The sequence below is a fragment of the Bradyrhizobium sp. LjRoot220 genome (assembly GCF_964252915.1).
In the GTDB taxonomy this organism is placed as follows: domain Bacteria; phylum Pseudomonadota; class Alphaproteobacteria; order Rhizobiales; family Xanthobacteraceae; genus Bradyrhizobium.
Genome location: NZ_CAXUPS020000001.1, coordinates 91,786 through 113,305 on the forward strand (window position 1 = coordinate 91,786; position 21,520 = coordinate 113,305).

Consider the following 21,520-nt stretch of genomic DNA (forward strand, 5'->3'; position numbering starts at 1 on the left):
TGCTGACGTGATCGTAGCCGATCCGGCGGTTGGAACAGGCACGTTCCTGCTTGGTGTACTTCGCCGCATCGCGTCTGCGGTATCGGCGGACCAAGATCAAGGCGCTGTGCGGCGCGATCGAAGCTGCGGCGACGCGTAGTGGCTTTGAACTTCAATTCGGGCCGTTCGCAGTCGCGCAGCTACGCATTATCGCGGAAATGGCGCTGATAACGCTGCTCCCGAGCGCGTCTGCGCCATCTGTTCCCCGACCTCCGCCTCTTTATTACCGACACTCTAGGCAATCCGTTCGTGAGGAAACGCTCGGACGCCGGTTGTGAGCCAATTGCAAAGTCGCGCCGCGACATAAACACAATTAAGAAAACACAGCCGATCACGGTCGTCGTGGAAATCCGCCCTACAAGGAAAAGGCCGACGGTATGGGCGGTTGGATTGAAACCGGCACGAAGGGGCGCGAAGCGCCCTCGATCGCTGGAGACCGCCGCGCGAATGGGGTGTGGGCGCACACAAAACACCTGAAGAATTTATACGTCTATTTCTGGCGTTGGGCGACGTGGAAAGTTTTTCGGTTCTGGGCTAGCTGCATCGACCGGCTTGGTGGACAAAGACGAAGAATTGTCTGCTTCATCACCGTGGCAGGGTTTTTGAACGGTCCTGGCTTTGAAAAGATGCGTGACGATCTTCGACGGACTTGCTCAAGATATGGATCGTCGATTGCTCGCCAGAGGACGCAGCCGGAAGTTGCGACACGCATCTTCCAGGGGGTGCAACAACCTATTTGCATCGTGCTTGCTGCCCGCAAACTGGCCAGAATCTACGCAGGAGCGGCCGGAAGTGCTTTTCCGGGAGTTACCGAAGGGTAATCGGAGTGAGAAGTTTGTAGCCCTGAATGCTTTTTCACTTGATGATTCGGGATGGATCGATTGCCCTTCGGGATGGCGCGATCCTTTCTTGCCAGAAGCGACCGGCATTTGGGCGGCACTCCCTCCTCTTAGCGACCTCTTTGCCTACGACGGTTCGGGTGTTATGCCCGGTCGAACTTGGAGTAATTGCGCCTGATGCAGGGTCGCTAGCGCGCCCCGGAGCAAAACTTATCGGCGAGAAGGATGTGGAGAGAAGGACGTGCTTTTCCATCCGCATGAAGGCGGAGATAAGACAGTCTCGAAAAAATCAACGACGGGTCTTGTAGGCCACGAGCATCGCGCTGGGTCAGTAAATGATCTGCAGAGCCGCAATCACGCCGACTCGTTACAGCTTCCGATCTTTTGATCGTCAATGGATCGCCTGATCCGCGCCTCATCAATAGGCCAGATCCCACACTGTGGAACAGCTATTCAGCACGGCAGGTTTATCTAATCGGACTTGAACGGCATTCTCCAACATCTGGGCCGGCGATCACTTTCGCTGGACATATCCCGAATCACGATCACTATAAAAGTCGTTGCTGGCCGAGTGCGGCCGCTTTGGAGCGATCGAACCGCGACGCAACCCAACATCAAGCCTCTGTTACGACTCAATTTGGCGAAAACACGGCCAGCCGGTGAAGCCGAGGACGTGATGGCTTATTTTGCCGCTGTAATGGCGCGGCTTTCACTGCACGATTCAGTCGATCTCGTCAACCCCTGATGTTGCCGTTCCGTCACAGCTGATGCAAAGTTGTTTGCGAAGCCGTTGCAATAGGCAGCGAAGTGATTTGGCACTGCATTGTTATAGTGAGCGTTTTACTGACCCATCAGCAAACCGGCCGAAACAGGCGCCGCGCCTTCAAAAGAGACCGCACCCACATTCTGTTAGAGGTATGATTCCGTCCACACCTGAACCGCTGCCTGATTCGATGGATTATGATCCGACGACACAGCGGCTGAAAATCAGTAAAGGGTATGTCGAGAACGTCACAATAGAGATGTGGCGCTACGAAGTCTCGGGGAAGCAGATTTTGTCGCAGTGGTTCAGCTACCGCCGCCGCGACCTGTACGCCAGTAATTGGTGATAAGCGACCGCCTTCACCACTTGAAAGGATCCAGCCCGAAGGTTGGTTGCCGGAGTACACCACCGATCTGCTCGATCTTTTGCATGTTCTCGGCCGACTGATCGCATTGGAACCCGCGCAAGTTAGCCTGCTTAACCGCATCTGTGCCGGACCATTGCAGGCGCCGACGAACTCAGAGCGGCCAGGAGCGTTCACAATGCCGGAGGCGGCCTCGCCGAGCCTAAGAGCAAAGCAAGAGCTAATTGGTTGTCGGTGGGGTGCGGGGAAAAGTCAGCCAAATAGCTCGCGCGGCTCGGCTAGATCGCGCATGATTCATGCGAATTCGGCATCCAATCGCGTGACACATGGCTTCTTCCAGACAAAGTGACCTTTTCCAGCAGGACGAGCAATCCGGCCTGTTCGGCGAGAATGCACCTACGCCGGAATATCGGGCCGATCCTGACTCGGTGCGCGCGGAACTCTACAAAATTCTCGCAGAAGCTCGTGCTGCGCAGAAGCTGCCGTAGAGGAGCCGAGGACGGTTCTCCTCCTTTACCGGACTATTTTTCCGCAGATGACAAACTGGTTCCCTCTGGCGGGACGGGATGGACGAAGATATAGACCGATTTTGTATTCTGTAAAAGCGAAATATTTTTTATTTCGGAGCTTGACATGAATTCCGTAAACCAGAAGTGATTTGCCCGTCGGGTCGATTTGTCGCACCCCGAGCAGTTCCCTCCGTCGTCATTCCCCGATGCGCAATTGCGCATCTGAGGGCGCGCGAAGCGAGAGCCCGGAATCCACCGAGTCGCGGAGCATGCAGCCTGATGGATTCCGGGCTCGCGCTGCGCGCGCCCCGGAATGACGGCTCAAAATGTCACAGGAAAGCCACTGGACAGTATTTATCCAACGGGTTAATTTCTCCTCAGATAGAACTGATCAGGGAGCGAGACGTGGCCGAACCGAAGGGCCCCAGCGGCGTGACCAAGGCGCTTAACGCGGCGTGGGTGCGGCCGTTTTTGTTCCTGATCTTCATCGTCGTGATCTGGGACCTGACCATCCGCGTGTTCCGGATTCCCGCCTATCAGATACCGGCGCCCGGCGACGTCGTCGCGGTGCTGTGGACCGATTGGCCGGAACTGCTGCGGCAGGCCTGGCCCACCACCTACGCCACCATCTGCGGCTTCCTGCTGTCGGCCGTGTTCGGCATTCCCGTCGCCATGCTGATCGCGGGATCGAAGACCGTGGAAAGCTATGTCTATCCGCTGCTGGTGTTCTCCCAGTCGGTGCCGAAGATCGCGATCGCGCCGCTGTTCGTGGTCTGGTTCGGCTTCGGCATCATCCCGAAAGTGATCTCGGCGTTTCTATTGGGATTCTTCCCGGTCGTGGTGTCGGCGGTGCAGGGATTCAAGTCGGTCGATCCTGATATGGTCGACCTGGCGCGCGCGATGCAGGGCAGCCGCTTCCGTGTGTTCTGCGCCGTCAACCTGCCGCATGCGATGCCTGCGATCTTTTCGGGGCTGAAAGTGTCGATCACGCTGGCCGTTGTCGGCGCCGTGGTCGGCGAATTCGTCGGCTCCAATTCCGGGATCGGCTATGTGCTGCAGCGCTCGATCGGCACCTTCGATTTGCCGACGATGTTTGCCGCGCTGGTGATTCTCGCGCTGCTCGGCGTGATCCTGTTCTGGATCGTCGACCGGATCGAAAGCCTCGTCATTCCCTGGCACGTCAGCCAGCGCGAGGACATCATCTTTGCTTCGTAAACTGTAACCCAAAAAAGAGCGGCCCACCCAAGGACCGCAAGCCAACACCAACGGGAGGACGACAATGATACGAGCGATGACTGCGGTTTCGGCCGCGCTGATCTGGGCTGCACTGGCTGTTCCCGCATCCGCCGCCGACAAGGTGGTGCTGATGCTGAACTGGTACGTCTATGGCGAGCACGCGCCGTTCTATTACGGCAAGGCCAAGGGCATCTATGCCGCCGAGGGCATCGACCTCGAGATCCAGGAAGGCCGCGGTTCGGCGGCGACCACGCAGGCGGTTGCGGCCAAGACCGCCAATTTCGGCTATGTCGACGTGCCCACGATGATGCGCGCAGCGGTCAAGGGCGCGCCGATCGTCGCCACCGGCGTGCTGCTGCAGACCAGCCCGATGTCGGCAATGGGTTTCGTCGAGAAGAACATCACGAAGCCCGAGCACATCAAGGGCAAGACGGTGGCGATCACGCCCGCCGATTCCATGACCCAGATCTGGCCGCTGTTCCTGAAAAAGACCGGCCTGAAGGAAGGCGATTTCCAGACGGTGGCCGGCGACGGTCAGACCAAGCTGAACGCCGTCATCAACGGCCAGGCTGACTTGCTGCTCGGCTACGTCATGGACCAGTCGATGAAGATCAAGGACGCCACCGGCAAGGACGTCAACGCGATCAAGTTCGCCGACTACGGCATCAACATGGTCTGCTCGGGCGTCGTCGCCAACACCGAGTTCGTCAAGGCCAATGCCGACCTGGTCAAGCGCTTCATGTCGGCGACGACCAAGGCCGTCGAAGCCGCCGAGAAGGACCCCAAGGGCGCGGCGCAAGCGATCCTCGACGCCAACCCCAAGGGCGGCAAGCTCGAAACGCTGACGAAGGGTTTTGAGCTGACGATCCCGCTCTATCGCACCGCCGAAACCAAGAACAAGCGGCCGTTCGAGGTGACCGACCAGAACATGACCGACACGGTCAACCTGATGGTCGAGTACGGCGGCCTCGAAGCCAAGGCCAAGGACAATCCAAAGGCGTTTTATACGAATGACTATCTGCCGAAGGGCGGGTCTTGAGCCATTGATGACACATCCATCGTCGTCCCTGCCGAGTGCGCGGTTGCGCACGGAGCAGGGACCCATAGCCACCGGCCTGCGTTGTTGCAGAAGGTCTCTACCTCCGTGCCCGAACGAAACGGCACGGCGTATGGATCCCTGCGTTCGCAGGGACGACGGCTGGAGGAAGTTCTCCAATGGGTCCGGCAAACAAAATCACCCTGCGAAGGGTGGGTCGTGAGTTACTGATGTCATATCTATCGTCGTCCCTGCGAACGCAGGGACCCATAGCCACCGGCCTGCGTTGTTGCAAAAGGTCTCTACCTCCGTGCCCGAACGAAACGGCACGGCGTATGGGTCCCTGCGTTCGCAGGGACGACGGGTGGAGAGGAATTCTCTGAATGAGCGCAGCGACCAAAGCAACCAACCCCGATCAACCGAGCGCGCATCTGCGCCTGGTGTCCGATCGCGCAGGCGCCGGCACGCCGGGGATCACACTGTCGGGCGTGTCGAAAACCTATCGCTCGCGCGACGGCGACGTGCCGTCGCTGAAGCCGCTGGATTTTCATATCAACGAGGGCGAGTTCTTTGTCGTGGTCGGCCCATCCGGCTGCGGCAAATCCACGCTGCTGAAGATGATTTCGGGCCTGCTGGCGCCCTCGACCGGAGAGATCCTGGTCGAAGGCGAGCAGGTGACAAAACCGCACGGCAATGTCGGCATTGTGTTCCAGAACGCGCTGCTGCTGCCCTGGCGCAACATCCTCGGCAATGTGATGTTGCCGATCGACATGAAGCGGCTGCCGCGCGAGGAATATCTGGTGCGCGCCAAGGCGCTGCTGAAGATGGTCGGACTCGAAGGGTTCGAGAAGAAGCTGCCCTGGCAATTGTCCGGCGGCATGCAGCAGCGCGCCTCGATCTGCCGGGCGCTGGTGCACGATCCAAAAATCATGCTGATGGACGAACCGTTCGGCGCGCTCGACGCCATGACGCGCGAGAAGATGAATGTCGAGCTGATGCGGATCCAGCGCGAGACCGGAAAGACGGTGCTGCTGATCACGCATTCGATACCGGAAGCGGTATTTTTGGCCGACCGCGTGCTTGTTATGACCGAGCGGCCCGGCGCGATCGCGGCGATCTATGACGTGCCGCTGCCGCGGCCGCGTTCGCTGGATTCGATGGCCGATCCCGCCTTCACCGAACTGGTGCAGCGGATCCGAAAACACTTCTTCACCCAAAGCGCGCTGGATTGAGCCGGCTGATGCCGCCACGTCTGACCGTCCGAGATATCGCTTTCTTTGAACGGCCCGTGCAATTTGCCCGGCCGTTCCGGTTCGGCGCCGTGGTCATCAACGCGACGCCGCAGATGTTCGTGCGGGTCGAGATCGAGGTTGAAGGCAAGGGCAAGGCGACGGGCGCCAGCGCCGAATTCCTGGTCCCAAAATGGTTCGACAAGCGGCCGCATCTAGCGCCACACGAAACGGTGGAGGAGCTACGGCGTTCGCTCCTGATCGCGCGCGAACTCTATCTGGCGACTTCCGGCTACGAAACCGCGTTCAGCCTGCATGCGGCCTGTATCGGCGCGCAGATCGCAGCTTGCACCACAGAAGACATCCCGCCGCTTGCCGCAGCCTATGGTCCGGCCGAAATCGACAAGGCAGTCCTGGACGCGCTGCTGCGTGCGACCGGCGTCAACTTCTTTGACGGTATGGCTGATAATATCGCCGGCATCGACGCGCGGCTGTCGCGCGATCTCGGCGATGAGGATGTTGCGCGCTTCCTTTCCAGCCGTCAGCGGCTGGCGCGCGTCGCGATCCGCCACACGGTTGGCATGGACGACAAGATAGAAGGCGAGGGCGGTGTTGCCGACGCACACGAAAACTCCGGCGCGCGCTACTTCAAGCTCAAGCTCAATGGCGATCCCGTCCACGATGCGGAGCGCCTGATCCGTATCGGCCGCGAGCTCGCCACGCTGCCGCATGATTACAGCGTCACGCTGGATGCCAACGAGCAATATGCCGACCTCAACGCGCTGGGGGCGCTGGTGGAGCAGCTCGACCGCGATAGTGCGCTGAAGCCGATTGCAACAAAGCTGCTCTATATCGAGCAGCCGATGCCGCGCGACATCACGCGGCAATCGCCGCTCGGCGCGCTTGCCGGCCGCGACTTTATCGTCGACGAGGCCGATGATTCCTACGACGCGTTCCCCGCGGCGCGCGCGCTGGGCTATCGCGGCATCTCCTCGAAATCCTGCAAGGGCATCTACAAGTCGGTGATCAACGCCGCCCGCGCCGCCAAGTGGAGCGCGGCAGGCGACAGGGCCTTCATCGCCGGCGAGGATCTGACCTGTCAGGCCGGCCTTGCCGTGCAGCAGGATCTGGCGCTCGGCGCGCTGATCGGCGTCACCCATGCCGAGCGCAATGGCCATCATTACGTCGATGGTTTCGGTGACACGCCGGCCGCCGAGGCGGAAGCGTTTCTCACCGCCCATCCCGATCTCTATACGCGCGACGGCAAGAAAGTCCGCCTCGCGATTCATGACGGCGATCTCCTGACGGGATCGCTGACGACAGCGGGCTTTGCCACAACCGTGCATCCTGTGTGGTCCGCGATGTCACCGCTGCAGCGGCCAAAGCCACGAATTCCAACGGAGCAAACACGATGACGACCAAACGCCTCGGCCTGATCATGAACGGTGTGACCGGCCGCATGGGGCTCAACCAGCATCTGGTCCGCTCCATCGTCGCGATCCGCGACCAGGGCGGCGTGGTGCTTGAGAACGGCGACCGCATGATGCCGGACCCGATCCTGATCGGCCGCGACGCGGATAAAGTGGAGCGGCTTGCAAAACGCTTCAACATCGAGCGCTGGTCGACCGACCTCGACAAGGCACTGGCGGACAAGAACGACAGCATCTTCTTCGATGCCGCGACCACGCAGGCGCGGCCCTCGCTGCTGACCAAGGCGATCAATGCCGGCAAGCATGTCTATTGCGAGAAGCCGATCGCGACCAATCTGGAGGAAGCGGTGGCAGTGCTGCGCCTCGCTGCTGCAAAAGGCGTCAAGCACGGCACCGTGCAGGACAAGTTGTTCCTGCCGGGCCTGAAGAAGCTCGCCTTCCTGCGCGATTCCGGCTTCTTCGGCCGCATGCTCTCGGTGCGCGGCGAGTTCGGCTATTGGGTGTTCGAAGGCGCCTGGCAGGAGGCGCAGCGGCCGTCCTGGAATTACCGCAGCGAGGATGGCGGCGGCATCATCCTGGACATGGTCTGCCACTGGCGTTACGTGCTCGACAATCTCTTCGGCGAAGTCGAAAGCGTGAGCTGCCTCGGCACCACGGATATTCCTGAACGTTTCGACGAGAAGGGCAAGCAGTACAAGGCGACCGCGGATGACTCCGCCTACGCCACCTTTCGTCTCAAGGGCGGCGTGATCGCGCACATCAATATGTCCTGGGTGACGCGGGTCTATCGCGACGACCTCGTCACCTTCCAGGTCGATGGTACCCATGGCTCGGCGGTGGCCGGGCTCACCGATTGCGTGATCCAGGCGCGGCAGGCGACGCCGCGCCCGGTGTGGAATCCGGACGAGAAGCGCACCCATGATTTCTATGCCGACTGGCAGAGGCTCCCCGAAAACGTCGTGTATGACAACGGCTTCAAGGAGCAGTGGGCAATGTTCATTCGCCATGTCTGCGAGGACGCGCCGTATAAATATACGCTGCTGGAAGGCGCCAAGGGCGTGCAACTCGCGGAATGCGCCTTGCAGAGCTGGCGCGAACGGCGCTGGATCGACGTCGCCCCGATCAAGGTGTGAGGTGAGGCCATGAACAAGCCGGTATTGCCTGTCTCTTCGCTGTCGCTGAAGCTGCCGACTGCGAACCGTTCCATCGAAACCTATCGGCTGGCGGCGTCGCGGGTTTTTCCGGCGCGGCTCGAAGGCACGCTGAACCGCGTCGCGTTCTCGGCGGCGCATGTGGTGGCCGATCCCCTTGCCGACAACGATCCTTGGCTGACATCAGCGATCGATTGGGACAAGACCATCGCCTTTCGCGAACATATCTGGGACCTCGGCCTCGGCGTCGCCGAAGCGATGGATACCGCGCAGCGCGGCATGGGGCTGGACTGGCCCACTTCGCTGGAATTGATCCAGCGCTCGGTGAAAGCTGCAAAAGCAAGAGGCGATGCGCTGGTGTTTTCCGGCGCCGGCACCGATCACCTCGCGGTCGAGGATGCCAAAAACATCGACGACGTGATCCGGGCCTATGAGGAACAGATCGCGGCGGTCGAGAAGGCCGGCGGGCGCATCATCCTGATGGCGTCGCGCGCACTCGCAAAAATCGGCCGCAGCGCCGACGATTACGCAAAAGTCTACAACCGCGTGCTGTCGCAGGTCCGCGAGCCCGTGATCATCCACTGGCTCGGCGACATGTTCGATCCGGCGCTGGCGAATTACTGGGGCACGTCCAGCCTCGACGAAGCCATGGACATCGCGGTCGGCATCATCAACGCCAACGCCGCCAAGGTCGACGGCGTCAAGGTCTCGCTGCTCGACAAGCAGCGCGAGATCGACATGCGGCGCCGGCTCGATCAACGTGTAAAAGTGTATACCGGCGACGATTTCAACTATGCCGAACTGATCGCCGGCGACGACCAGGGCTTTTCCCACGCGCTGCTCGGCATCTTCGATGCGATTGCGCCGGCCGCGTCCTACGCGCTGTCGCGGCTGGCAGCGGGCGACGAGGCCGGCTTCCACGACGTGCTGGGGCCGACGGTGCCGCTGTCGCGCCACATCTTCAAGGCGCCGACGCGGTTCTACAAAACCGGAATCGTGTTCATGGCCTATCTCAACGGCCACCAGGATCATTTCACCATGGTGGGCGGGCAGGAGAGCACGCGCTCGACGCTGCACCTGGCCGAACTGTTCCGGCTGGCCGACCAGGCGGGCCTGCTCGCCAATCCGGAACTGGCGACACGGCGGATGAAGGCCGTGCTGGCGACACGCGGCATTGAGTCCTGATGCGGGATTTTTCGCAAGATCATCGCTGGCTGTCGCTGAACACGGCGACCGTCCGCAAGCAGGGCGACCTTATTGCGATCATCGAGGCCTGCGCGCGGCATGGCATCCGTGCCATCGATCCCTGGCGCGATCAGGTCGCCGCCGTCGGTCTCGACCGCGCCGCGCGCGCGGTGCGTGATGCCGGGATGGAACTCACGGGGTATTGCCGTGGCGGCATGTTCACATCGGACGCCGCGCATCGCACCCAGGCGCGCGACGACAACCGCCGCGCCATTGACGAGGCCAAGGCGCTGGGCGCGCCCTGCATCGTGCTTGTCGTGGGCGGACTGCCGCAATATTCGCGGCCGGGCAGCGCGGCCTCAAAGGACATCATGGAGGCCCGCAGCCAGGTGCACGACGGCATCGCCGAGATAATGGAATACGCCAAGGGCGCAAATATGCCGCTGGCGATCGAGCCGCTGCATCCGGCCTATGCCGGCGATCGCGCCTGCGTCAACACGACAAAACAGGCGCTGGACCTTTGCGATGTACTCGATCCGCAACGATCAGGCGCGCTCGGGGTCGCGCTCGACGTCTATCACGTCTGGTGGGACCCGGAACTGCTGCCGCAGATCGCGCGCGCCGGAAAGGATCGCCTGTTGGCGTTTCACGTCTGCGACTGGCTGGTGCCTACCAACGATATCCTCAACGACCGCGGCATGATGGGCGACGGCATCATCGACATCAAATCGGTGCGCGCGGCCGTCGAAGCGCAGGGCTTCGAAGGGTATTCCGAAATCGAGATTTTTTCGGAGGATTGGTGGGCCAAGCCGATGGACGAGGTCTTGCGGACCTGCATCGAACGGCACCGGTTGGTGGTTTGAGAGGCGACCTCTATCCACGTCGTCCCGGCCTTGAGCCGGGACCCATAACCACCGTAATTGATTGTTGAAAGAGCTGGAGCACCAGCTTGGTTTAACCACGGGAGCCTGTGGTTATGGGTCCTGCGTTCGCAGGGACGACAGCAACACAATCCCAATCGCTCAGATGAGCCGCTTGCGGATCATGTCCTCGATCGCGGCGAGTTCGCGATTGGCTTTGTGCAGCTGGGCCTCGGCGGCCTGCGCGCGAAATTCGGCGGCGAGCGCGTGATCTTCCGCAGCTACGATGCGTTTTTCGGCCCGCTGCATGGCTTTCGCCATTTCCTCGAGTCGCGCGTTGAAATCATTGATGAGGTCGCGGCGGGCGCGCTCGGAAGCGTCGCGCTGCTTTTCGGCCAGCCGCAGCCGTTCGGTCGCGCTCTTGCACAGGGACTGGGCGCGGGCTTCGGTCTCGCGCGCCTGACTTTCCATGCCCTCGAACATTTCGGCGGCCTGCTGCATCAGGCTCAGCGCGGTCGCGCCGTGCGCCTTGGCGGGCTGCCGGGCAAAGCTGACGACTTTCTCTTCTTCGTCGGGCAAGGAACCAAAGGAACCAAGCGGAGAACCAGGCGGGGTACTGGGCGCAGAGGCGTAGCGGTAATCCCAGATATCCTCACGAAGCTGCTGATTTGCGCGGTACGCCATACGGGAGGCCCTTTTCGAAACGCCGGTCCCGAAAAAGGTACGCAAACATGGTAAACCGCGGGTTAATTAACGACCCAGAGCAGAGAGACGGCAGAGGCCGGAATCGCGCCCGATCGCGACGGCGCACATCCAAGCCGGCGCCCGTACGGGCGAGGCGGATCGGTTCAACTCAAAGGCCTGTCGGACAGTCTAGCTGACTATTTCTTCTTGCCCGAGCCAAAACCCGACTGCAGGTTGCCGACGCCCTTCTGGCTCGGTGCCGCGGCGATGGTTTTGATCTTTTCCTTCTTGGGCTTCTTGGTTTCCCGATTGCTGCGTTGCTCACCCTTGGCCATGACGGTCTCTCCCTGGAGTTGATTGCTTCGAAAGCATCGTGTGCCGGGCAAAGGTAGCAACTTGGCGAAGGATAGATACAGGGCGATCGGGCGAAAGCCGATTTAATTTCGGCCGATCGGCCTTGCCATGCCCTATGGTCGCGCGGCGATTCCCCGGCAGAGCCCGACATAGCCAACAGCAAAGCGAGTCCGCATGAGCGAACGACTGGACAATCTGAAGAAGGCGAGAGGTCGCATGCTCGAAGAGCGCGATGCGCACGCCAAGGTTCTGGCGGCGCCGTTCGATCGCGACAAGGCCGAGCGCGCGCGCACCAAATTCGTGGAGATGCAGCTCTTGATCGATGCGATCGATCGCGCCATCGCAGGCGAGCCGGCGACGGCGTAAGCAGGTTGCCGCCTACGACGCCCCGGTGCTTGCGCCGACCTGGCAGGGCACGCTCAAAAATCCGCGAAACCGGACCCGGCCGCCGCGCACCGGCTCGCCCTTGAGCGCATAGTCCGGAAACCGCGCCAGGAATCGCGAGATCGCGATCGCGCCTTCGAGCCGCGCCAGCGCCATTCCGGCGCATTGATGCGCGCCGGTGCCGAAGGCGAGATGCCGGTTCGGCGTGCGGCCGATATCGAGGTTTTCAGGGTCGGCGAACTGCTGCGGATCGCGGTTGGCGGCGCCGATGCACAGCGTCACCGGCGTACCCGCCGGCATGGCGACGCCGCCGAGTTCGACCGGCTCGACCGTCATCCGGTTGCCGAGCTGGTTGGAGCTTTCGAACCGCAGCATCTCCTCGATTGCGGTCTTGATCATCGCGGGATTTGCGATCAGCCGCGCCTTCTGGTGCGGATAGCGCGACAGCGCCACCAGCCCGTTGCCGATCAGATTGGTGGTGGTCTCATGGCCGGCATTGAGCAGGAAAATGCAGTTGTGCAGCAGTTCCTTCGAGGTCAGCCGCTCGCCATTTTCCTCGCCCTGAATGAGGCGCGTCAGCACGTCACGCTCGGGGTTGCCGGGTTTTGCGCGACGCCGCTCGACCAGGATTTCGAGATAGCCGAGGAAATCCTTCACCGCCTTGTTGCCGCGCGCGAACACCTCCGGACTGATTACGGGCTCGAGCGCGCCCAGAATGGCGAGCGACCAGTCGCGCAGCGGCGCCCGCTCCTCATGGGGGACGTCGAGCAAATTGCCGATCACTTCAATCGGGATGGCGGCGGCAAAGTCGTCGATCAGGTCGACCTTTTCCTTTGTGGCGAGGCCATCGAGCAGCCCGTCGACCAGCTCGATCAGGTCGGTTTCCATGGCCGCAATCGCGCGCGGTGACAGCGCGCCCATGATCAGCCGCCGCACCCTGGTGTGGGCGGGGGGATCGTTGAAGACAAGGCTGGTGGTGTGGTGCTCATAGAGCAGGCTGTCGCCGTATTTCGGCGCAAACTCCTTTTTCTTGTCGGAAGAGAACACCTTGGTCGCCTTGTAGGCGGTGACCAAATCGTCATAGCGGGTCAGGAAATAGGACCCGTTCGGCAGCCGCTTGACTGGCTCGTTCTCCCGCAATGCTCGATAGGTCGGATAAGGGTTGGCATAGAATTCCGGCGTCAGTTTCTCCAGGTCGAAATCCGCCGACAGCTTCCGCGCATCCAGATTCATGGCTCGTTTACTCTTTGCGAAGCGGGCAAGTGCGAATACCGACGCAGGTCGCACGGGAGGATTAGTCGCAATTGCAACTAAATTAAACGCCGTCCCCGGCCCGGGTCAATTCAAACTGGACCGAATTCAGGCCGAAACGCCGGTTGCGCTGCAATATATCCTTGACTTGGTCAAGGTGAGTGATTACTCACACGATCCATGTCCAGCCTTCGCATGACCAGTGATTTACGGCGTCAATTGATTTTGAGCGCCGCCAAGCGGTGCTTCGCCCGCAACGGCTTTGCCGGCACCACGACCAAGAGCGTGGCGGCGGCCGCGGCCATTTCGGAAGGGCTGCTGTTCAAGCATTTTCCGTCCAAGGCCGCGCTTTATGCCGAAATCCTGGCCGAGGAGTGCGAGGCCGATCCGGATCTGGTGCATCTGCTTGGCCAGGCGCCGTCGACCGCGACGCTGGTCGAACTGATCAAGGGCATGGTCGGTCACTTCGTGCAGATCTCTGACGGCCCCGACGAGCAGGAGGCCCAGCGGCTGCGGCTGATGACGACGAGCCATCTCGACGACGGCGAATTCGCGCGGCTGCTTTATACCAAGGTCAGCGATTTGATCGGCACCGTCTTCACCGCATCGCTCGAAAGTGCGGTAGCGGCCGGCGACGCGTCCAAGATCGGCAACGAGCCGCTCAACCTGTTTTGGTTTGCCCATCACACCGTGTTGATGGCCGCGCTCTCGCGGCTTCCGGTGGTGCCTGTTCTCACCTACGGAAACGCTACCGATCTCGAACGGCAGCTTTGTCAATTCATCCTCCGCGGTATCGGACTTAACGAAGCCGCAATTGCTACGCATTTGGACCACGAGCTGTCGCCGAATTCGGGACAATCGGTAGCTGCAGAAAGTGCATGAAATGAATATCGTAACCGAAAGCCATCTTAAGGGTCAGCCGATTGGCGACAAGGCGCGCAAACGTCCGGTGCGGATGGTGCGCTGGTTCATCGTTGTCGGGCTGTTGCTGAGCTTGCTGGTCGGCGGCCTGGTCTGGTTCAACTACTTCCGCGGCAAGATGATCGCGCAGTTTTTCGCCAACAACAAACCGCCGGCGGCCAGCGTCACCGTTGCCGAGGCGAAGTCCGAAACCATTCCGAACCTGCTGACCGCGGTCGGCGATCTCGCCGCCGTGCATCAGGTCAATGTCACCTCGGATGTGAACGGCCGTATCACCGAGATCATGTTCACCGCGGGTGCCACCGTAAAGGAAGGCACCCCACTGGTGCAATTGTTCGATGGTCCTGAGCAGGCCGACCTCAACAGCTTCAAGGCGCAGGCGACCGTGGCACAGATCACGCTCGAGCGCGCCAAGGCACTGGCCAGCCGTCAATTCGGGCCGCAGGCGACCGTCGATCAGGCCCAGTCGGCGTTCGACCAGGCCAATGCCGGCATCGCCAGGACCCAGGCGGTTATCTCGCAGAAGCTGGTGCGGGCGCCGTTCGACGGCGATCTCGGCGTTCGCAGGGTTGAGGTCGGTCAGTACCTCACGGCGGGAACGCAGATCGTTTCGTTGACTGACCTGTCGCGGCTCTACGCCAACTTCACCGTGACGGAGAAGGACTCAGGCGCGCTCAAGGTCGGGCAGACCGTTCGTATTGCAGTCGACGCCTATCCAGGCCGCCCCTTCGAGGGCAAGATCACGACCATCGAGCCGCAGATCGCGACCGACACGCGCAACATTCGCGTCCAGGCGACGATCGAAAATCCGGAGCGCATCCTCAAGCCCGGCATGTTCACGACCACCACGGTGGTGCTGCCGGACAAGCCGCCGGTCATCACCATCCCCGAAACCGCGGTCGATTACACGCTGTATGGCGACTCCGTCTATCTCCTCACCGAGAAGAAAGAGGATGACGGCAAGACCAGCCTGACGGTGACGCGCACTTTCGTGCAGACCGGCAACCGCATCCACGGGCGCGCGGAGATCCTGAAGGGGCTGAAGGCGGGCGACCGCGTCGTCTCGGTAGGGCAGCTCAAGCTGCAATCGGGCGCGGCCGTGACGATCTCGGCCGATCCGGCACCGCCGATTCCGGCAAAGCCGCCGCGCTACTGAACGCGCCGCGGCCGTAGGGCCGCGTTCGCATCATCAAGATTCAGGCGCCGGTCTTGTGGAGAGGCCGTGCCCAAATATTTGAACTGGATAACCAGCGATGGCCTTAACTGATATTTTCATCAAGCGTCCGGTTTTGTCGGTCGTCGTCAGCCTGCTGATTCTGTTGATCGGCCTGAGGGCCGCCAGCGTCTTGCCGATCCGGCAATATCCCAAGCTGTCGAACACGGTGATCAACGTCACCACGGTCTATCCGGGCGCGTCCGCGAATCTGATTCAAGGCTTCATCTCCACGCCGATCGAGCAGGCGATCGCCTCGGCCGAAGGTGTCGACTACATCACCTCGTCGTCCGTGCAGGGCACCAGCACGATCCAGGTCTACATCAAGTTGAATTTCGACCCGAACCAGGCGCTGACTGAAGTTCTCGCCAAGGTGAACTCGGTCAAATATCTGATCCCGAGAGAATCCAACGATCCGATCGTGACCAAGACGACCGGTCAGACCACGGCCGTGATGTATCTCGGCTTCTCCAGCGACGAGTTGTCCGGGTCGGCGATCTCGGACTATCTGACGCGCGTGGTTCAGCCGGTGCTGTCGACCGTTGACGGTGTGGCGTCGGCCGACATTCTGGGCGGACAGACATTCGCGATGCGGCTGTGGCTTGATCCGGTCAAGATGGCCGGGCGCGGCGTATCGCCGAGCGACGTCCAGGCGGCGATCCAGGCCAACAACTTTCAGGCCGCCGCCGGCCAGGCCAAAGGCTACCTCATCGTCTCCAACATTACGACCAACACCGACTTGCGGAACCTCGACCAGTTCAAACGCATGATCGTGAAATCCAGGGACGGCGGCTTCGTGCGGGTCGAGGATATCGCGACCGTCGAACTGGCGGCGCAAAGCACCGACGCGAGTGTGGCGTTCAGCGGCGAACGCGCCATCTTCATCGGCGTGCAGGCGACCCCGCAAGGCAACCCGCTGACGCTGGTCAAGGGGGTCCGCGCACTGTTCCCGGAGCTCGAACGCAATTTGCCACCTTCGATGAAGATGAAGGTGGCCTACGACTCCACCAAGTTCATTCAGTCGTCGATCGACGAGGTGCAGAACACGCTGATCGAGGCGATGCTGATCGTCGTGGTCGTGATCTTCCTGTTCCTGGCATCGTTCCGCTCGGTGATCATTCCCGTCGTCACGATTCCCCTGTCGCTGATCGGCGTCTGCAGCCTGATGCTGGCGCTGGGCTTCAGCTTCAACCTGCTGACGCTGCTGGCGATGGTGCTCGCCATCGGGCTTGTGGTCGACGACGCTATCGTGGTGGTCGAGAACATCCATCGCCATCTGGAAGAGGGGAAAACGCCAGTACAGGCGTCATTGCAGGGCGCGCGCGAAATTGTCGGCCCCGTGATCTCGATGACGATCACGCTGGCGGCCGTGTATGCGCCGATCGGCTTCCTCGGCGGTTTGACCGGCTCGCTGTTCCGCGAGTTTGCCTTCACGCTCGCCGGTTCGGTGATCGTGTCCGGCGTCATTGCGCTGACGCTGTCGCCGATGATGTGCTCGGTCCTGCTCAAGAGCGCCGAAGAGGGGCGTTTCGCCAGGATCGTCAACCGGGTGTTCGGCGCGATGACCCGCTGGTACGGCAGGCAACTCGATCGCTCGCTCGACTATCGCCCGATCACCGGCGTGTTCGCGCTGACGATCCTCGGCCTGGTCGGCTTCCTGTATATGAACACGGCCAAGGAACTCGCGCCCGAAGAGGACCAGGGCATCGTGTTCTCGGTGACCAAGGCGCCGAAATACGCCAATATCGACTATGTCGATTTCTACGGCGAAAAGCTCGACAAGGCGTTTGCCAAATTTTCCGAAACCGATCTGCGCTTCGTCCTCAACGGCATCAATGGACCGCAGGGCGGCATTGCCGGCATGCTGCTCAAGCCGTGGGACGAGCGCGAACGTTCCTCGATCAAGCTGAAGCCGCTGGTGCAGGCGGAGATCAGCAAGATCGAAGGCGTCCAGGCGTTTGCGTTCAACCTGCCGCCGCTCCCGGGCGGGCCAGGTGGGTTGCCGATTCAGATGGTGATCAATTCGACCGCGGGCTTCCAGGCCGTCTATGAGGAGATGAACAAGCTCAAGGACGCGGCGCGCAAGAGCGGCCTGTTCATCGTCTCCGACAGCGATCTCGATTTCAATCAGCCGGTGGTGCGGATCGACATCAACCGTTCCAAGGCAAGCGACCTCGGCATCAACATGGCGCAGGTCGGCGCCACGCTGCAGACGCTGCTGGGTGGCAATTACGTCAACCGCTTCAACCTTGAGGGACGGTCGTATCAGGTGATCCCGCAAGTGCCTCGCGGCATGCGGCTGTCGCCGGAATCGCTCGGCGGTTACTATGTCCCGACCAACACCGGGCAATTGGTGCCGCTGTCGACCATCGTGTCGATCGAGACCGCGACCGACCCGAACGCGCTGACGCATTACAACCAGCTCAACTCCTCGACCTTCTCGGCGGTGCCGATGCCGGGCGTGACGGTCGGGCAGGCGGTGGACTTCCTGGAAGGCGAAGCCAAGAAGCTGCCTGCCGGCTTTGGTCACGACTATCTGGCCGATTCCCGGCAGTATGTGCAGGAAGGCAACCAGCTCGCGATCACTTTCGGCTTCGCGCTGATCATCATCTTCCTGGTGCTGGCGGCGCAGTTCGAAAGCCTGCGCGATCCCCTGGTGATCATGATCAGCGTTCCCATGGCGATCGTCGGCGCGCTGATCCCGCTGTTCTTCGGCGTAGCGACGATCAACATCTACACGCAGGTCGGATTGCTGACGCTGGTCGGCCTGATCACCAAGCACGGCATCCTGATGGTGGAGTTCGCCAACGAATTGCAACTCAAGGAAGGTCTCGACAAGCGTTCGGCGATCGAAATGGCGGCCCGGATCCGACTGCGTCCGATCCTGATGACGACGGCGGCGATGGTCACCGGCCTGATCCCGCTGCTGACCGCGACGGGCGCCGGTGCGGCGAGCCGCTTCTCGATCGGTCTCGTCGTGGTGTCCGGCATGTCGATCGGCACGCTGTTCACGCTGTTCGTGCTGCCAGCGGTCTATGTCTGGATGGCCACCGACCACCAGGCCAAGGCTGGTTCGCGGCGGACCAAGGAGATCGCGGATTTCGATTTGGCAACGCCGGGACTCAAGCCGACGTGATAGCCTGAGATCATTCCTGCAAAGACCAGGCGGCAACGGTTCTCACCGTTGCCGCCTTTTTCGTGTCTCGTGATAGCCTGTCCCGCGGGCGCGCCGGACAGGCGCGGCGCCACTCAGCGGTGGCAAGCGCGCCGGGAAAACAAGAAACGGAGAAGAGACATGACGACCGACTTCGTGGCGGGCAACTACCGGTTCATCCCGGCGGTGTTTCAGTATTCGGCTGGGGCTGCGGCCAACCCCGGTTTCGAGATCGAGCGGGTGCGCTTCGACAAACCGGTGGCGCTGGCGGAAGGTTTTGCCGAGATCGCCAAATATATTCAGGCCGCGGGCAGGCCACTGACCTCCTTCTGCGCCTGCGAGCTGCGCTCGCCAGCGGCGTTCACCGATGAAGGCTTTCGCAAATTCAACCTGCACTACGTCAAGACGCTCGCCGAGTGGGAGATCTACGACGGCACTGCCAACCCGGTGGCGCGCAGCAATGTCTGTCCCGAGATCGACCCGCCGACCGAGCCGTCGTTCTACGCCTTCTCGTTCACGCGCCCGAGCGGGAACATGGCGCCGAGCTTCGTGATATCCGGCAGCGGCGAATCGGTCGACGGCGGTGCCACCTATGCCGAGCGCACCGTGCGCTATCGCGACCTCAGCCCGGAGGGAATCAAGGAGAAAGTCAGCTACGTGGTCGGCGCCATGGAGCGCCGCATGGGCGAGTTCGGCTTCGGCTGGAAAGATGCGACGGCGGCGCAGACCTACACCGTGCACGACTTCTATCCGGTGTTCGCCGAACAGCTGGTCCGCCGTGGCGCCGCGCGCTCGGGCCTGACCTGGCATTTCGCGCGGCCGCCGGTGATCGACCTCGAGTACGAAATGGATTGCAGAAGGGTTTTGCGGGAGTTGGTGATTTGAGGCGTGGCGCGTAGAGGGGTGTTTCCTCCCTCGCCCCGCTCTTGCGGGGAGAGGGTAGGGTGAGGGGCCTTCTATCTGCCAGCACTGAATTCGAGGGTGGGCCGGTACCCCCTCACCCGGATCGCGCCGGACGATGCTTCGCATCGCCGAGGCGATCCGACCTCTCCTCGCAAGCGGGGGAAGGTAAGCAAGCGCCTACCGCTCCCTTGGGTCGAGCGCGTCGCGCAGGCCGTCGCCGACCAGGTTGAACGACAGCACCACGAGGAAGATCGCCAGTCCCGGCCAGATCGCCATCCAGGGCGCGTTGGTGAGGAAACGCTGCGCGGCGTTGAGCATGCTGCCCCAGGACGGTGAGGGCGGCTGCTGGCCGAGGCCGAGGAACGACAGCGCGGCTTCGGCGATGATGGCGGCCGCAATCGACAGCGTCGCCTGCACCAGCAGCGCCGGCATGATGTTCGGCAGGATGTGAAATAGCGCGATGCGCCAGCGCGGATTGCCCATCGCGCGTGCGGCCTCGATATAATCCTCGACCTTGACGGCCATCACCTGGCCGCGGGTCAACCGCACGAAGATCGGCGTCGCCGAGATGCCGATCGCGATCATGGCATTGCCGAGGCTCGGTCCGAGAAACGCTGCCAGCGCGATGGCGAGGATCAGGAATGGGCAGGCCAGCATCGCATCCGTGATGCGGCTGATCAGGCCGTCGATGAAGCCGCCGCGATAGCCCGACAAGAGGCCGAGCGGCACGCCGATGCCGAGCGCAATCCCGACCGAGATCGCGCCGGCCATCAGGGAAGCCCGGGCGCCGTAGACGACGCGGGCCAGGATATCGCGGCCGAGATCGTCAGTGCCGAACCAGTGCTGCCACGTCGGCGGCTTGCGCACCAGCGACCAGCTGGTTGCGATCGGGTCATAGGGTATGATCAGCGGCGCGAACAGCGACAGCAGCACGAACAGCGCGATGATGATCAGGCCGGCCACGGCGCCCTTGCGCTTGAACAGCCGCCGCAGCGCGCGCCGGGTCGGGCTCTCCAGTTCATCGGAGACGATTTTTGGAATCGTGCCGAGGATTACATCGGTCATTCGTCAGGCCCTCAGCCGCGGGTTGACGAGGACATAGGCGATATCGGCGACCAGATTGAGCGTGATGTAGATCGTCGCGGTCGTCAGCACGACGCCTTGCACGACCGCATAATCGCGGTTGAACACGGCGTCGACGATCAGCTTGCCAAAGCCCGGAATCGAAAAAATCTGCTCGGTCAGCACCGCGCCCGACAGCAGCGTGCCGAGTTCGAGCGCGCCGAGCGTGATCACCGGCGTCAGTGCGTTGCGCATCGCGTGCTTGAGGATCACCGAGCGTTCGGAAAGGCCCTTGGCGCGCGCGGTGCGGACGTAGTCGCTTTCCAGTACCTGCAGCATGGCGCTGCGGGTATGCCGCATCAGGATCGCGGCAATCGCATTGCCGAGCACGAAAGCGGGCATGATGGTAGAGGCGATGCTGGCGCGCCAGTTTTCCGACAATGGCACATAGCCGGACGCGGGAAGCCAGCCGAGTTCGATCGAGAACAGGAAGATTAGCATGATGCCGAGCCAGAAATTCGGCGTCGAGATGCCCCATAGCGCAAACAAATTGGCGCCGTAGTCCCACGCCGTGCCTTTCTTGACAGCGGAAACGATGCCGGCGGGAATGCCGATCAGGAACGCGATCACGATCGCCATCGAGCCGAGCTGGATCGTCACCGGCAGCTTCTGCGCGATCAGGCTGAGCACCGGCACCTTGATGCGCAGCGACTCGCCGAAATCGCCCGACAGCACGCCCTTGACCCAATAGACGTACTGGATCGGGATCGGCTGATCGAGCCGGTATTGCGCGCGGATTTGCGCGATCACTTCGGGGTCGCGCTCCTCGCCGGCCATGACCAGCGCCGGATCGCCCGGCAACAGATGTTGCAGCGAGAAGATCAGTACCGACACGAAGAACAGCGTCGGGATCAGCTGCAGGATGCGCTGGCCGAGGAAGTTCAGCATGGTTC

At 61.8% G+C, this 21,520-nt stretch carries 21 protein-coding genes; 16 read left to right on the top strand and 5 right to left on the bottom strand.

Annotated elements, in window-relative coordinates:
- Window positions 1-416 precede the first annotated feature (416 nt).
- The 11 genes from ACSQ84_RS00405 to ACSQ84_RS00455 all read left to right on the top strand — a co-directional run bounded on the left by ACSQ84_RS00405 (window position 417) and on the right by ACSQ84_RS00455 (window position 10,644).
- Entirely contained in the window at window positions 417-860 is a 444-nt protein-coding gene (locus tag ACSQ84_RS00405) for a hypothetical protein (protein ID WP_436209672.1), read from the top strand.
- 402 nt (window positions 861-1,262) lie between these two features.
- A complete protein-coding gene (locus ACSQ84_RS00410) occupies window positions 1,263-1,541 on the top strand; it encodes a type ISP restriction/modification enzyme (RefSeq protein ID WP_436209673.1) in 279 nt (92 codons plus the stop codon).
- A gap of 104 nt (window positions 1,542-1,645) precedes the next feature.
- Window positions 1,646-1,987: a type ISP restriction/modification enzyme gene (locus ACSQ84_RS00415; protein ID WP_436209674.1), complete on the top strand. Its 342-nt coding sequence runs from the start codon at window positions 1,646-1,648 to the stop codon at window positions 1,985-1,987.
- A gap of 344 nt (window positions 1,988-2,331) precedes the next feature.
- Window positions 2,332-2,493: a hypothetical protein gene (locus ACSQ84_RS00420; protein ID WP_436209675.1), complete on the top strand. Its 162-nt coding sequence runs from the start codon at window positions 2,332-2,334 to the stop codon at window positions 2,491-2,493.
- Between the two features lie 426 nt (window positions 2,494-2,919).
- Window positions 2,920-3,729 carry an ABC transporter permease gene (locus ACSQ84_RS00425; RefSeq protein ID WP_212268505.1) on the top strand — a complete coding sequence of 270 codons (810 nt, stop codon included), beginning with the start codon at window positions 2,920-2,922 and terminating at the stop codon, window positions 3,727-3,729.
- A gap of 64 nt (window positions 3,730-3,793) precedes the next feature.
- On the top strand, window positions 3,794-4,789 hold the full coding sequence (locus ACSQ84_RS00430) for an ABC transporter substrate-binding protein (protein WP_436209676.1): 996 nt from the start codon (window positions 3,794-3,796) through the stop codon (window positions 4,787-4,789).
- 380 nt (window positions 4,790-5,169) lie between these two features.
- A complete protein-coding gene (locus tag ACSQ84_RS00435; protein ID WP_436209677.1) occupies window positions 5,170-6,018 on the top strand; it encodes an ABC transporter ATP-binding protein in 849 nt (282 codons plus the stop codon).
- A gap of 8 nt (window positions 6,019-6,026) precedes the next feature.
- On the top strand, window positions 6,027-7,430 hold the full coding sequence (locus tag ACSQ84_RS00440; protein ID WP_436209678.1) for a hypothetical protein: 1,404 nt from the start codon (window positions 6,027-6,029) through the stop codon (window positions 7,428-7,430).
- Window positions 7,427-8,578 (top strand): Gfo/Idh/MocA family protein, encoded by a 1,152-nt coding sequence (locus ACSQ84_RS00445; protein ID WP_436209679.1) that lies wholly within the window; start codon window positions 7,427-7,429, stop codon window positions 8,576-8,578. Before ACSQ84_RS00440 ends, ACSQ84_RS00445 begins: the two co-directional genes overlap by 4 nt.
- Before the next feature lie 9 nt (window positions 8,579-8,587).
- On the top strand, window positions 8,588-9,781 hold the full coding sequence (locus tag ACSQ84_RS00450) for a dihydrodipicolinate synthase family protein (RefSeq protein WP_436209680.1): 1,194 nt from the start codon (window positions 8,588-8,590) through the stop codon (window positions 9,779-9,781).
- Complete coding sequence (locus ACSQ84_RS00455; protein WP_436209681.1) at window positions 9,781-10,644, top strand: sugar phosphate isomerase/epimerase family protein; 864 nt, start codon at window positions 9,781-9,783, stop codon at window positions 10,642-10,644. Before ACSQ84_RS00450 ends, ACSQ84_RS00455 begins: the two co-directional genes overlap by 1 nt.
- Window positions 10,645-10,803: 159 nt before the next feature.
- Here ACSQ84_RS00455 and ACSQ84_RS00460 read toward each other — a convergent pair whose 3' ends face one another.
- Window positions 10,804-11,220 (bottom strand): hypothetical protein, encoded by a 417-nt coding sequence (locus ACSQ84_RS00460; RefSeq protein WP_436209682.1) that lies wholly within the window; start codon window positions 11,218-11,220, stop codon window positions 10,804-10,806.
- Between the two features lie 302 nt (window positions 11,221-11,522).
- Complete coding sequence (locus ACSQ84_RS00465; protein WP_436209683.1) at window positions 11,523-11,660, bottom strand: hypothetical protein; 138 nt, start codon at window positions 11,658-11,660, stop codon at window positions 11,523-11,525.
- 193 nt (window positions 11,661-11,853) lie between these two features.
- Here ACSQ84_RS00465 and ACSQ84_RS00470 point away from each other — a divergent pair, with 193 nt between their 5' ends.
- Window positions 11,854-12,045, top strand: coding sequence for a hypothetical protein (locus ACSQ84_RS00470; protein WP_436209684.1), 192 nt, complete (start codon window positions 11,854-11,856; stop codon window positions 12,043-12,045).
- Between the two features lie 12 nt (window positions 12,046-12,057).
- On the opposite strand, the gene ACSQ84_RS00475 is transcribed toward ACSQ84_RS00470, so the two are convergent.
- Window positions 12,058-13,296: a cytochrome P450 gene (locus tag ACSQ84_RS00475; RefSeq protein ID WP_436209685.1), complete on the bottom strand. Its 1,239-nt coding sequence runs from the start codon at window positions 13,294-13,296 to the stop codon at window positions 12,058-12,060.
- A 198-nt stretch (window positions 13,297-13,494) separates the two neighbouring features.
- On the opposite strand from ACSQ84_RS00475, the gene ACSQ84_RS00480 reads away from it, so the two are divergent.
- The 4 genes from ACSQ84_RS00480 (at window position 13,495) to cnbZ (ending at window position 19,487) form a co-directional block, all read left to right on the top strand.
- On the top strand, window positions 13,495-14,196 hold the full coding sequence (locus ACSQ84_RS00480) for a TetR/AcrR family transcriptional regulator (RefSeq protein ID WP_436209686.1): 702 nt from the start codon (window positions 13,495-13,497) through the stop codon (window positions 14,194-14,196).
- A 1-nt stretch (window position 14,197) separates the two neighbouring features.
- On the top strand, window positions 14,198-15,391 hold the full coding sequence (locus tag ACSQ84_RS00485; protein ID WP_436209687.1) for an efflux RND transporter periplasmic adaptor subunit: 1,194 nt from the start codon (window positions 14,198-14,200) through the stop codon (window positions 15,389-15,391).
- A 97-nt stretch (window positions 15,392-15,488) separates the two neighbouring features.
- A complete protein-coding gene (locus ACSQ84_RS00490; protein ID WP_436209688.1) occupies window positions 15,489-18,584 on the top strand; it encodes an efflux RND transporter permease subunit in 3,096 nt (1,031 codons plus the stop codon).
- 159 nt (window positions 18,585-18,743) lie between these two features.
- Window positions 18,744-19,487 carry a 2-amino-5-chloromuconate deaminase CnbZ gene (gene cnbZ / locus ACSQ84_RS00495; protein ID WP_436209689.1) on the top strand — a complete coding sequence of 248 codons (744 nt, stop codon included), beginning with the start codon at window positions 18,744-18,746 and terminating at the stop codon, window positions 19,485-19,487.
- A 195-nt stretch (window positions 19,488-19,682) separates the two neighbouring features.
- On the opposite strand, the gene ACSQ84_RS00500 is transcribed toward cnbZ, so the two are convergent.
- Together ACSQ84_RS00500 and ACSQ84_RS00505 are read right to left on the bottom strand one after the other, a co-directional pair.
- The gene (locus ACSQ84_RS00500) at window positions 19,683-20,570 is read right to left on the bottom strand and encodes an ABC transporter permease (protein WP_436209690.1); all 888 of its coding nucleotides are present in this window, start codon (window positions 20,568-20,570) and stop codon (window positions 19,683-19,685) included.
- Window positions 20,571-20,573: 3 nt separating this feature from the next.
- A complete protein-coding gene (locus ACSQ84_RS00505; RefSeq protein WP_436209691.1) occupies window positions 20,574-21,515 on the bottom strand; it encodes an ABC transporter permease in 942 nt (313 codons plus the stop codon).
- Window positions 21,516-21,520 lie beyond the last annotated feature (5 nt).

Coding starts and splice junctions, on each gene's coding strand:
- ACSQ84_RS00405 (WP_436209672.1), top strand. CDS start 417: ATGGGCGGTTGGATTGAAACCGGCACGAAGGGGCGCGAAGCGCCCTCG.
- ACSQ84_RS00415 (WP_436209674.1), top strand. CDS start 1,646: ATGCAAAGTTGTTTGCGAAGCCGTTGCAATAGGCAGCGAAGTGATTTG.
- ACSQ84_RS00420 (WP_436209675.1), top strand. CDS start 2,332: ATGGCTTCTTCCAGACAAAGTGACCTTTTCCAGCAGGACGAGCAATCC.
- ACSQ84_RS00430 (WP_436209676.1), top strand. CDS start 3,794: ATGATACGAGCGATGACTGCGGTTTCGGCCGCGCTGATCTGGGCTGCA.
- ACSQ84_RS00435 (WP_436209677.1), top strand. CDS start 5,170: ATGAGCGCAGCGACCAAAGCAACCAACCCCGATCAACCGAGCGCGCAT.
- ACSQ84_RS00440 (WP_436209678.1), top strand. CDS start 6,027: ATGCCGCCACGTCTGACCGTCCGAGATATCGCTTTCTTTGAACGGCCC.
- ACSQ84_RS00445 (WP_436209679.1), top strand. CDS start 7,427: ATGACGACCAAACGCCTCGGCCTGATCATGAACGGTGTGACCGGCCGC.
- ACSQ84_RS00450 (WP_436209680.1), top strand. CDS start 8,588: ATGAACAAGCCGGTATTGCCTGTCTCTTCGCTGTCGCTGAAGCTGCCG.
- ACSQ84_RS00455 (WP_436209681.1), top strand. CDS start 9,781: ATGCGGGATTTTTCGCAAGATCATCGCTGGCTGTCGCTGAACACGGCG.
- ACSQ84_RS00465 (WP_436209683.1), bottom strand. CDS start 11,660: ATGGCCAAGGGTGAGCAACGCAGCAATCGGGAAACCAAGAAGCCCAAG.
- ACSQ84_RS00470 (WP_436209684.1), top strand. CDS start 11,854: ATGAGCGAACGACTGGACAATCTGAAGAAGGCGAGAGGTCGCATGCTC.
- ACSQ84_RS00475 (WP_436209685.1), bottom strand. CDS start 13,296: ATGAATCTGGATGCGCGGAAGCTGTCGGCGGATTTCGACCTGGAGAAA.
- ACSQ84_RS00480 (WP_436209686.1), top strand. CDS start 13,495: ATGTCCAGCCTTCGCATGACCAGTGATTTACGGCGTCAATTGATTTTG.
- ACSQ84_RS00485 (WP_436209687.1), top strand. CDS start 14,198: ATGAATATCGTAACCGAAAGCCATCTTAAGGGTCAGCCGATTGGCGAC.
- ACSQ84_RS00490 (WP_436209688.1), top strand. CDS start 15,489: ATGGCCTTAACTGATATTTTCATCAAGCGTCCGGTTTTGTCGGTCGTC.
- cnbZ (WP_436209689.1), top strand. CDS start 18,744: ATGACGACCGACTTCGTGGCGGGCAACTACCGGTTCATCCCGGCGGTG.
- ACSQ84_RS00500 (WP_436209690.1), bottom strand. CDS start 20,570: ATGACCGATGTAATCCTCGGCACGATTCCAAAAATCGTCTCCGATGAA.
- ACSQ84_RS00505 (WP_436209691.1), bottom strand. CDS start 21,515: ATGCTGAACTTCCTCGGCCAGCGCATCCTGCAGCTGATCCCGACGCTG.